The organism is Metabacillus sp. SLBN-84, from assembly GCF_053629595.1.
Map to the genome: position 1 here is coordinate 3836020 of NZ_JBRJIP010000001.1, position 12056 is coordinate 3848075.

Consider the following 12056-nt stretch of genomic DNA (forward strand, 5'->3'; position numbering starts at 1 on the left):
TTAATATTCTGAAAATATAGTATCCTATTCTTTTCCTTTCGTCTATAGTATCCTATTCTTTTTAATTATTGACATTCCAACAATATGCTGATCCTTTTCTTCCAATAACATGATAATAAGCTGCAGTAAAAAAGAACCTATTGCAAAAAAGAGAAAAAAAAGATAGGAAGCAATTTGCCTCCTATCCTTCTTATTTTTCAGCTAATACATCAGCAAAAGCTTTTACGTATGGCGGAAGATCCGGCGGTCTTCTGCTTGAAACAATGTGGCCGTCCACAATAACCGCCACGTCATGCCAGATGGCTCCAGCGTTCTCCATATCATCTTTGATTCCAGGCGTACTTGTGACATTTCTGCCCTCCAGGATTTTCGCTGAAATCAGCACCCATCCCGCGTGGCAGATCTGGCCGATCGGCTTTTCTTTTTCGTGCATGTCCTTCACCATCTGAAGCACTTCGGGATACCTTCTAAGTTTATCAGGAGACCAGCCTCCCGGAACTAAGATGGCATCATACTCATCAGACCTGATGTCTCCAAAAGCAAAGTCCGATGTGGCAGGAACTCCATATTTTCCAATGTACGTCTCGTTTGCTTTTTCACCGACAAGATGGACCTCTGCCCCTTCTTCCTGAAGGCGAAGAACAGGGTACCACAGTTCAAGATCCTCAAACTCGGCACTGACAAGAGCAATGACTTTTTTATTTGCTAAACGCATCAAACCACCTCCACCATCAGTATAGCATGTCCTTTTGCTGAAAGAAAAAACAGGCTATGCTAAGCTCAGCCTGTTTCCTCTTTCAGCTGGCTGTGGTACAGCCCGTAATAAAATCCTTTTTGCTTTAACAAAGATTCATGGCTGCCGCTTTCAATCAGCGCTCCGTTTTCGAGCACTAAAATCTGATCAGCCTTCTGAATCGTATTCAGCCTGTGGGCAATGACGAAGCTCGTTCTCCCCTTCATCAGGCGCTGCAGCGCTTCCTGGATTTTCAGTTCAGTGATGGTATCAATGCTGCTTGTCGCTTCATCCAATACCAGCATTACCGGGCTTGAAAGAATCGCCCTTGCAATAGAAAGCAGCTGTTTTTGCCCCTGGCTGATGCCGCTTCCTTCCTGAGTGAGAACAGTCTGATAGCCGTCTTTCATTTTCATGATGAATGAATGGGCATTTGCTTCTTTTGCAGCGTTCATAACTTCTTCATCCGACGCATCAAGGCGTCCGTAGCGGATGTTTTCCATAATGGTGCCTTTGAAAAGAAACGGATCCTGAAGAACAAAGGCCATATGCTCTCTAAGGCTGCTCCGCCTGATTTTAATGCTCGGTGTGCCATCAATCAGAATAACGCCTGAATCTGGATCATAAAACCTGGACAGAAGATTGATCATCGTGGTTTTCCCTGCTCCGGTCGGCCCGACAATCGCCGTCGTCTCCCCGGGAGAAGCACGGAAGCTCACATGTTCAATTGTCTGCTGGTCATCTTCATAAGCAAAGGAAACATCCGAAAAAACGACCTCGCCTTTTACATCCTGAAGTTCGACCGCCTCTTTTTCATCGAGGACTTCTTCCTCTTCATCCAAAATCTCAAATACACGTTCCGCTCCGGCAACGGCCGACAGTATGGTGTTGAACTGATTGGCAAGCTCGTTCAGCGGACGGGTGAACTGTCTGGAGTATTCGGTAAAAATAACAATAACACCAATGGTCACTGCACCGTTTAAAGCAAGAATGCCGCCAACTAAAGCAACGGCAGCGAAGCTTAGGTTATTCAGCATATTCATCAGCTTCGGAATGAATCCCGAAATCGTCTGAGCCCAAAATCCGGCTCCTTTCAGACGTTTCCCCTTTTCAAGAAATTCAGCAATCACCCGCTCCTCTTGAGAAAAGGTCTTCACAATCCGCTGTCCTGAGATGGTTTCCTCAATAAACCCGTTCAGGTCACCGAGATTGCGCTGCTGCTCTTTAAACAGCTTTCCGGTTCGATTTGTGATCCACCTCATTCCAAAGAACATAATCGGGATGATCGCAAACGTAATCAGGGTCAGGAGCGGACTCAGCCAAAGCATGACGCCTATCGTTCCAGCAAGCGTCAGGATGCTTGAGAAAATCTGAATGACTGAGCTGTTTAAAGTAGAACTCACATTTTCAATATCATTTGTCACCCGGCTCATCAGCTCCCCGTGCTGCCGTTTGTCAAAATATGAAATCGGCAGGCTGTGGAAATGCCTGAAAAGCTGGGTTCTCATCGTAAAGACCGTATGCTGAGCAATTCCGATCATCCATACGTTCTGCAAAAGCAGCGCTGCGGATTGAATGAGATAGATGAACGCGAGGGCAATCAGGAGCTGAACGAACCCGCCGCTTTCCTTCGTGACAATGTAATCATCGATAACCGTTCCAATCAGATATGGACCCAGAAGGCCAAGAAAAGAACTCAAAACAACCATGAGCAGAACCAGTATGAGGAGCCCTTTTTTCAAAGACAGATAGGACCATACCCGCGTGATCGTTCCAAACCAGTTTTTCGGTTTTTCCTGCTTCTTTTTCGGCGGTGCGTTCTCCGGCTTTATCTTCGGGTATGAAAATGGCTTACTTAGCTCTTTGAACATGCTGCACGGCCTCCTCTCCAAACTGCGAAGCAAAGATTTTTCTGTAAAGGGATGATGTCTCCATCAGATCATCATGCGAACCCTGTGCAAGAATTTCCCCTTCATCAAGCAGAAGAATCTTTTCTGCTTCCATGGCGGTGCTGATTTTCTGGGTGATCAGGAAGGTTGTGCATTCATAGGTTTTCAAAGCCTTCAAAAGCTTTGCTTCTGTCTTCAGGTCAAGCGCACTAGTACTGTCATCAAGCAGAAGAATTTTCGGTTTCCGGACGAGGGCCCTTGCAATGGACAGCCTTTGTTTCTGTCCGCCTGAAAGATTTACTCCCTTTTGGCCGACACGTGTGTCATATCCATTCGGCAGCTTTTCAACCGTTTCATGAATTTGAGCATGCATCGCCGCTTCCTTTATTTCATGGAGTGACGCATGTTCCCTCCCCCAGGCAATATTTTCTCTGATCGAGCCTGTAAACAGCAGCGACTCCTGGGGAACAAAGCCTATTTTGCCTCTCAAGCTTTTCAGCTTCATATCCTGAAGATTTACTCCGTCAATCGTGATTGACCCGGACGATACGTCATAAAGTCTTGGAATTAGTGTGAAGATGGACGATTTTCCGGAACCGGTCGCTCCCATAAGCGCGACTGTTTGCCCCGGGGAAACGTGAAAAGATAAATTTCTAAGTACATTCGCATCCGATCCGGGATATGAAAAAGAGACATTCTGAAACTCAATCTCCCCTTTTTTAATCACGTGTTTCTCTGAGGAACCGGCCGTATCCGTTAAATCGGCTTCCGTCTCAAGCACTTCGCCTATCCGCCCTGCAGATGCTTTCGCACGCGAAAACGCCATAATAATAAAGGAGAAAATGGAAAGAACAGATGAAATCCGCAGAGCATAATTGACGATGGCGACTACTTCTCCTACTTTTGCATCCCCCGCCCCGACCCGGACGCTGCCGAACCAGAGAATAGAAAGAATACTGATATTCATGACGAAAAGAAGAATCGGCATCACAATTTCCATCAGTCTGAGAGCTGAAACCGTGTCTTCCCTTAACTCCTGATTTGATTTTGAGAAACGGGTCATTTCATGATTCCGTCTCAGGAACGCCTTAATGATTCTCATGCCTGTCAGATTTTCCTGCATGACACCATTAACTGAGTCTAGGCGCTCCTGCACCGCTTTAAAAAGCCCGCCGCCCTTTTTCATCATCCAAAACAAAAAGATAACAAGCAGCGGTATAGAGATAAGAAGAATGAGAGCAAGCCTGAAATTAACAATCAGAGCCATAATGGTGCCGCCGACGATCAGCAGAGGCGCCCTGAGCATGATTCTCAGACTCATGAAAATGGTATTCTGCAGCTGTGTTACATCATTTGTCATCCTGGTAATGAGAGAAGATGCCGGAAACAGGCTGAAATTTGCGAATGAAAAGGACTGCACCTTCTCAAAAAGCTGTTTCCTGATATCAAATCCAAAGCTTTGACTGACATGGGCTGCATAAAAGGAATTGGTTACACCTGCCGCAAATGCTGCAAGTGAAATGCCCGCCATAATGCTCCCCCAATAAATCACAACAGATAGATCATTTTTCAGAATGCCTTCATCAATGATTTTCGCCATCAGAAAAGGGTGCAGCAGCTCCACCCCAAGCTCAATCAGCATAAGGGTTAAGGCCACACCAACAGCTATGCGGTATGGCTTAAGTAAAGAAAAGACGTTTGACATACAGTTGCCTCCCTGCGGTGCAAATCATTTAGCTTATCTAATATCTCGAATTCTATTCATTTAATCATACTCCTAAATCCTAACATTTTGAATATTTAGGCGATAGAAAGATAGTATTTATTTTAAACCTGCCCTATAAGTTTGTAAATTATTGTAACACCTAAGGATAAATGGCATAGAAAAGGACCTCCCGCGTTTACGGGAAGTCCCACTCATTAAGAATTCAGGGTTTGATCTTTTTTACCTAAAACAGAAGGATTCGGAGAGTCCTCGTGCTTATATTCATGCTCCCAGAAATCCGCATTTTTTATTCCGAGCTTAACCGGGTCAAAAACAGGATCGAGACCCTGCTTCTTCTGCTCTTCGTAATCTTTTAGAGCAAGAAGGGCTGGCTTTGCCAGAATGAGAATGGCGATCAGGTTCAGCCAGACCATTATTCCAAGCCCAACGTCACCGAGTCCCCATGCAAGGGTTGCCGTTTTAACAGATCCATAGAACGTTGCTCCAAGAAGAACGACTTTTACAAGGAACATCGGAATCTTGTTGCTCTTCCCTCTTGTTAAATACGCAATGTTGGTCTCAGCGATGTAGTAGTATGCCATAATCGTTGTGAAAGCAAAGAATAGAAGGGAAATGGCCACAAATCCCGATCCAAAACCAGGAATCGGAATAACCGACTCAACTGCAGCCTGTGTAAACACCGGGCCAGGCTCGACATCTGCACCAAGCTGATTGACGATAAACGTTTCATCCGGTGCCTGCGTATTGTACATGCCCGTGAAAAGGATCATGAATGCAGTTGCAGAACACACAAACAGTGTGTCAATGTAAACGGAAAAAGCCTGAACAAGACCTTGTTTTGCAGGGTGGGACACCTCTGCAGCCGCTGCAGGGTGGGCACCTGTTCCCTGACCAGCCTCATTGGAGTAAATTCCGCGTTTTACTCCCCATGCAATCGCCATACCGACGATTCCGCCAAAAGCAGAATCAAGTGCAAATGCACTTTTAAAAATAAGGGCAATAACAGCCGGCAGTTCAGTAATATTAAAAGCAATGATAACGAGTGAAACAAGAATATAGCCAATCGCCATGAACGGAACAACAACCTGTGCAACAGTAGCGATCCGCTTAACACCGCCGAAAATAATAAGGCCTAAAAGTACAATAAGTCCTATTCCTGTAATAACAGGGTTAATTCCAAATGCATTGTCAAGACCAAGAGCGATGGAGTTGGCCTGTACACCAGGCATGAGCAAGCTCATTGCAAGGAGCGCGGCAAATGCAAAAATAATGCCGTACCATTTCATTCCTGTCCCTTTTTCAATATAGTAAGCCGGACCGCCTCGATACTGCCCGTCCTGTTTGACTTTATAAATTTGAGCCAGTGTTGACTCGATAAAAGCGCTTGAAGCTCCGATGAAGGCAATCGCCCACATCCAGAAAACAGCACCCGGTCCGCCGAAACCGATAGCCGTAGCAACACCGGCAATGTTCCCTGTACCTACGCGGCCGGACAATGCAATCGATAATGCCTGAAAAGAAGAAACTCCCGCTTCAGAGCTTTTGCCCTGAAACATAAGAAGCACCATATCCTTGATATGCCGCACCTGCAAAAATCGGGTCAAGATGGAGAAAAGCAATCCTACAGCCAAACAAATGTAAATCACGGGTGTGCTCCACAGAACACTGTTTAAGCTATCAACAAACGCCTGCAATCAAAATCCCCCTCTTTAAAACAGAATTTTCTTTCTTTTTAGATTATAAGGGATAAACCAGGACTGTACAATCACTATTTTGATAGAATATGTGCCATGAGTGGCGCGTGAATACTATGTAAACGGCAACAAAGCTGCTGCACCAGCCTCTTTTTCCTTACACACAATGTAAAAAAACCTAACATAAATATCGAAACAAAAGTGCGCCTATAAAGGCACACTTTTGTTTCCGAGAAAAAGATCGGGATAATCCGTTATAATGGCTGAAACACCGGCTTTTTTAAATATCTCCAGTTGATCTGTCTGATTAACCGTATAGACCCTCAGTAAGTAGCCTGCTTCTGCTGCACGCTTGCCTGCAGGCGACGCTGCATACGCGCTTTCACAATGGAGGGCGCTGGCTCTCACTTTTTTTGCTTCCTCCATCATGTTGGACGGAATCCCCTGAAAAAGGAGTGCCGTTTCTGCGCTCGTGGTCAGATCACGGACTTTCCCCATGCTGCTGAATTGAAAAGAAGAAAGGATCACCGATTTCTCCATGCCCGATCTTTCTATGCATTCCAATACGTTCTCCTCAAGCCCTTCATACGGAAACACATCGTTTTTCAGCTCAATGTTTACTTTCATATCCGGCCTCACGGATTTAATATAGTCGAGAACATCCCGAAGGGCAGGGATCGTCTCTCTGGAGTAGCGCCTGTTAAACCAGCTCCCGGCATCAAACAGCTTCAGCTGTTTATACCTGAAGTCTCTCACAAATCCGATGCCATTTGTCGTTCTGTCAATTCTTTCATCATGAATCACAACCGCTTCTCCGTCTTTGGTGAGCTGAACATCCAGCTCTATACCGTCTGCTCCTGCTTCACAGGCAGCCCGAAATGCCGCCATCGTGTTTTCAGGATGTTCTCCGCTGCAGCCTCTGTGTGCAAAAATCTCCATGTGCCTTTCTGCTCCCTTCTGCGGTCTCTATAATAAAACGGAAAAGAAGAACTGATGATTCTGGACGCAATCATCAGTTCCCTCCCTTATTTCCCTTGCTTTTTCCCTGCCGTTTCAAGTGCACGGTCGGTTTCAGCCGCCGCCTGGTCCAGCGCCTTTTGAGGATCCATGCCCTGATACAGGCTTTCCATTCCGGAAACGATTTTTTGTCTTGATTCAGGGAAAACAGAAATCAGCGCTCCCTGTGTTGCTGTATTCGCTTTTGTGTCATGAAGCTGGTCAACGGTTACTTTCAGCTGCGGGTATTTTCCCCACTGCTCTTTTACAATTTCTTCTTCATAGGCTGCAGGGTTAATAGCAAAGTACCCTGTTTCCACGTGCCATTTCGCCTGCACTTCAGGTGTTGAAAGATACTTCATAAACTCCCAAGCGCCCTTTTGCTTTTCTTCGCTTATGTCTTTAGACATCCAAAGTGAAGCACCACCGATGACAACGCCCTGGCGTTCTGCTTCATCAGGAACAGGCAGATAAGAAACTCCTACTTCAAACGGTGCATTATCAACAAGTGCTTTAACGCCTGCTGAAGAATCCAGGAACATCGCCATCTTCCCTGACTGGAATGCCGCTCTCATATCATCCCAGTTTTGTCCGGCATTATAGAACGTTCCGTCTTTGTACATGTCATTGATCAAATTAAAGACGTTTAGGCCTTTTTCGCCATTAAACGCTGCTTTCGCAGCATCTCCGCCTCTGCCATTCTCATTGTCTACGTATTCGCCGCCCTGTACAGCAAGCAATTCTTCAAAGAACCATCCGTAATTCAAAATCGAGAATCCGTATTGAGACGTATTTGAACCTTCTTTAACCGTCAGTTTTTCAGCAGCAGCTTTCAGCTCATCATACGTCATCGGAGCTTTTTCAGGATCAAGGCCCGCTTTTTTAAAGGCATCTTTGTTGTAAACAAGAACAGGTGTTGAGGAGTTAAACGGCATTGAATACTGCGTGCCGTCAACCGTGTAATAGTTCGAGATATTTTTTTCCCATTGAGATGTATCAAAGTTCTCTTCATCAATAAACTTTTGGACAGGCTGGATTTTTCCGCTGTCGATCATATATTTTGTTCCAACTTCAAATGTCTGCATGATGGAAGGCGCCTCTTCTGTGCCCGCAACCGTGTTGAATTTTGTCAGTGCTTCTTCATATGTTCCCTGAAACACAGGTTTCACTTCTACTTCATCCTGTGATTCGTTAAAATCTGCCGCAAGATCATTCAGTACGGTTTCAAGCTCTCCGCTCATAGCATGCCAGAAAATAACTTCTGTTTTGCCGCCTGCATTTTCAGCTGATGCTTTGTCTTCACCATTGGTTCCTGCTGAGTTTGAACATGCACCAAGGATGATTAATAGAATAGAGGATAAAATAACTGCCAGTTTCTTCAATTTACTCGCTCCTTTTATTTGATTGCACCTTGAGTTAAGCCTTTCTGGAAATGCTTTTGCCCGACAAATAACAGTAATAACGTCGGCAGAATCACGACTACGGCTGCTGCCATCACCACCCCCCATTGAGACGAGATCTCCTGCGACTGCATCTGCTTCAGCCCGATTTGGACGGTTCTGACTTTTTCATTGTTTGTCACAAGCAGCGGCCACAGATACATGTTCCACGTTGTTAAAAAACTGTAGATCCCAAGCGTGATCAAGCTTGTTTTTGAAACAGGCAGAACGACCCTCCAGAAAAAAAGGAACCGGCTGATGCCTGCAACCTGGGATGCTTCATAGAGTTCAAGAGGAATGGTTTTAAACTGCTGCCGAAGGAGAAATGTACCGAAAGCCAGCGCAAAAAACGGAATCGTCAGACTCGAGTACTCATTGATCCATCCAAGCTTCTGAACGGTCAAGAAGTTCGGGACCATTGTAGCCTCCCACGGAATCATCATTGTTGAGATGAAGACCATAAACAGCAGATTTCTCCCTTTAAAGGGAATAAACACAAAGGCAAAGGCGGCAAGGCTCGAAACAGCAAGCTGGCCAATCATCACAATGACCGAAACAAAAAAGCTGTTCCAAAGGAATTGAAGAAGCGGTACCTTTTCAAAAGCTGCCGTATAATTATCAAGCGTCACTTTCTCCGGCAGCAGCTTGCCCTGGAGCACTTCCCCGCCCTGCATGAAACTGATTAAAAAGGCATAAATGATCGGAAACATCATCAGAAGGGCTGCCAGAATCAGCAGAACATACATGAGGAATTTCTTAGCTGCACTCATCTGTAATGCACCTTCCTTTCACCGATCTTAAACTGAAGAATGGTCATAACAAGTATGCCGAGGAAGAGAATAACCGCTTGGGCACTTGCTGATCCGATGTTGTAATTAATAAAGGCATCCTTGTAGATGGAATACACAATCACGTTTGTTGATTCCATCGGTCCGCCCTTCGTCAAAATATCGATTTGTCCAAACGTCTGGAAAGCATTAATGAACGAAACCGTAATGACGAAAAAGAGTGTAGGAGACAGCATTGGTATCGTGATTTTTCTGAGCTGATAGAAATAGCCCGCTCCTGATATTCTCGCACTCTCGTAAAGCTGCTCATCGATATTCTGAAGGCCTCCCAAAAGAATGAGAAAAGAGAAACCCGCATTCATCCAGATGGTAGATACCGAGACGGCAAGCAGGGCGTATTTAGGATCAAGCAGCCACTGAACCTCTGTAAAACCAAGAGTTCCGACAACTTTGTTGATCACACCAATCGCCGGATTGTACATAAACATCCAAATGACAGACGACGCGGCCACACTCATTCCCATTGTCGAAGAGAAAAGCGTTCTGAAAAAGCCGATTCCCCTGAGCTTTTCATTGGCAATCAGCGCCAGAAAAAGGGAAAGGCCAACCCCTGCAGGCACGGTATACACCACAAACAGAAGCGTTGCTTTCATGCTGTTCTGAAAAGCGGGAGACTGCAGGAGATACGTATAATTCTCAAGTCCGGTAAAGCTTATCGGCACTCCTTGTCCGTCTGTCAAAAAGAAACTTAAGTAAATCGTTCGGAACATGGGATAAAACAAGAACACCGAAAACAGCACAATGGAAGGAAGCAGATAAAGCATGCCCTCTCCAAATGAACGCAGCTGAATTCTTTTTTCCTGCCGGATTTCCCCGCGTGCTAAAGCAGCAGGAGCTTCATTCACGTTCATATAAAGGCCTCCTGTCCAAGCAAGCGGCCAGACTCCCTCGGATGTGAAAGGAGGCATTCACCGGATTGTCTGTCAAAAAGAAACACATCCTCCTCAGCCACATAAAACGGAAGCTTATCCCCGACTTTCACGTCCCACTGGCCATTCCATTTCGCCAGCCACTGTTTGTTTCCGCCAATAAAAAAAGAAATAAGAGTTTCCGTGCCGAGAATTTCAACATTTGCCACCTCGGCAGAAAAGGTCGCCTTGCCTGAAGTCGGCTGAATATGCTCCGGCCTGATTCCGGCAGTCAATTTCCGTTCGAAAGCAGGAAGACTGCCTGAAACCGGAATGGTATGCTGATTTTCAATCATGATCGCATTGCCCGTAATATCTGCCGGCGCGAGATTCATAGGCGGCGCACCGATAAACGATGCCACGAATTCATTTGCAGGATTGTTGTAGATCTCAAGCGGTCTGCCGATCTGCTGAATTTCTCCGTTGTTTAAGATCATCATCGTATCTGCCATCGTCATCGCTTCTGTCTGGTCATGCGTGACATAAATCATCGTAATACCGAGTTTGCGCTGAATCTGGCGGATCTCTGACCGCATTTTCGCTCTCAGCTTGGCATCCAGATTTGAAAGAGGCTCATCCATCAAACAAATAGGCGCATGCGTGACAATCGCTCTTGCAAGAGCAACACGCTGTCTCTGACCGCCCGACAGCTGTCTTGGCTTGCGCTTAAGCAGGTCAGATAACCCGAGCATCTCGGCAGCCTCATGACAGCGCTGCTTTTGCTCTGCCTTCTTTATTTTTTTCGTATGTAATCCGAAAGTGATGTTCTCTTCAACCGACAGATGTGGATACAACGCATAATTCTGGAAAACCATCGAAAGGTCCCGCTTGCTCGGCGGAAGAGCGTTCGCCGTTTTCCCGCCGATGACAAGCTCTCCGCCTGTCACCTCTTCAAGCCCTGCAATCATTCTGAGCATCGTGCTTTTCCCGCAGCCCGAAGGACCGACCAGGACAAAGAATTCACCCGGTTCAATCACTGCGCTGATTTCTTTTATGACATCCGTTTTAGAATCATAAGATTTCGAAACGTTTTTCAGTTCAACTTTTTTCATCTGCCGTCATGCTCCTTTCCTTCTGCGCATATTTCTTCCAAAGCCATGCTCTGCCTGTTGAGGCCGCAAGAGCTCCGCTTTCAAGCGCCTCTTCAATATGCCCCGCATTCTGGATCAGGCCGCCCGTAATGATGGGGACATCTGTTTCATGCTTTACTTTTCTAATCATTTCAGGAATCAGTCCAGGCATAATCTCAAGTGCATGCGGCTCAATTTCATTCACTGCTTTCAGTCCGTTTGCCAGTGCGTCTGAATCAATCAGGAAGAGCCTCTGAATGGTCAGCAGTCCCTCGTTCTTAGCCAGCTGAATCAGAGAACTTTTCGTCGTCACAATCCCTGTCGGCCTGACAAACTTAGCAATGAACCTCAGCCCTTCCCGGTCATAGCTGATCCCGGGAATCTTTTCAAGGTGCAAAAAGACATGACGATCGTTCTTTTTCAGAAGATCCACATACCGCTTAATGACACTGATGTTACCCATCAGCAGAAAAGCAGACTGAATATCCGTCTCAAGGAAGCGGTCAAAGCTTTTGGGATCTTTAATAGCTGCAATCAGCCTGTCTTCATGCAGCCGGCTGATAAATTCCTGATGCGTATCCAATGCTTTTTCAGCTCCCTTTTTATATCTATAGGCAAAACAAAAACCATAAAAAAACGCGGGTTCTCTAAAAACACCTATGTTTTTTTATGGTTTCTCATATTCTCAACCAGAGTTTATTCACTTGTCCTTCACAACTCCAATCTTACCTGCCGAACGTAAAGTGAGTATGA

Annotated in this window: 10 protein-coding genes; all 10 read right to left on the bottom strand. The window is 45.7% G+C overall.

The window, feature by feature from the left end:
- Positions 1-190: 190 nt before the first annotated feature.
- Complete coding sequence (locus RKD52_RS19340) at positions 191-715, bottom strand: type 1 glutamine amidotransferase domain-containing protein (RefSeq protein WP_454100984.1); 525 nt, start codon at positions 713-715, stop codon at positions 191-193.
- 65 nt (positions 716-780) lie between these two features.
- Positions 781-2604, bottom strand: a complete 1824-nt coding sequence (locus RKD52_RS19345) for an ABC transporter ATP-binding protein (RefSeq protein ID WP_454100985.1) — start codon at positions 2602-2604, stop codon at positions 781-783.
- Entirely contained in the window at positions 2585-4327 is a 1743-nt protein-coding gene (locus RKD52_RS19350; RefSeq protein WP_454100986.1) for an ABC transporter ATP-binding protein, read from the bottom strand. The genes RKD52_RS19345 and RKD52_RS19350 overlap by 20 nt, the downstream gene beginning before the upstream one ends.
- A gap of 215 nt (positions 4328-4542) precedes the next feature.
- Positions 4543-6042, bottom strand: a complete 1500-nt coding sequence (locus RKD52_RS19355; RefSeq protein WP_454100987.1) for an alanine/glycine:cation symporter family protein — start codon at positions 6040-6042, stop codon at positions 4543-4545.
- A 207-nt stretch (positions 6043-6249) separates the two neighbouring features.
- Positions 6250-6981 (bottom strand): glycerophosphodiester phosphodiesterase, encoded by a 732-nt coding sequence (locus RKD52_RS19360; protein ID WP_454100988.1) that lies wholly within the window; start codon positions 6979-6981, stop codon positions 6250-6252.
- Between the two features lie 86 nt (positions 6982-7067).
- Positions 7068-8420, bottom strand: a complete 1353-nt coding sequence (locus tag RKD52_RS19365) for an ABC transporter substrate-binding protein (RefSeq protein WP_454100989.1) — start codon at positions 8418-8420, stop codon at positions 7068-7070.
- 14 nt (positions 8421-8434) lie between these two features.
- Positions 8435-9247: a carbohydrate ABC transporter permease gene (locus tag RKD52_RS19370; protein WP_369735210.1), complete on the bottom strand. Its 813-nt coding sequence runs from the start codon at positions 9245-9247 to the stop codon at positions 8435-8437.
- Positions 9244-10176 carry a carbohydrate ABC transporter permease gene (locus RKD52_RS19375; RefSeq protein ID WP_454100990.1) on the bottom strand — a complete coding sequence of 311 codons (933 nt, stop codon included), beginning with the start codon at positions 10174-10176 and terminating at the stop codon, positions 9244-9246. Before RKD52_RS19375 ends, RKD52_RS19370 begins: the two co-directional genes overlap by 4 nt.
- On the bottom strand, positions 10173-11285 hold the full coding sequence (locus tag RKD52_RS19380) for an ABC transporter ATP-binding protein (RefSeq protein ID WP_454100991.1): 1113 nt from the start codon (positions 11283-11285) through the stop codon (positions 10173-10175). Before RKD52_RS19380 ends, RKD52_RS19375 begins: the two co-directional genes overlap by 4 nt.
- Positions 11272-11886 carry a glycerol-3-phosphate responsive antiterminator gene (locus tag RKD52_RS19385; protein ID WP_369735214.1) on the bottom strand — a complete coding sequence of 205 codons (615 nt, stop codon included), beginning with the start codon at positions 11884-11886 and terminating at the stop codon, positions 11272-11274. Before RKD52_RS19385 ends, RKD52_RS19380 begins: the two co-directional genes overlap by 14 nt.
- Between the last annotated feature and the right edge of the window lie 170 nt (positions 11887-12056).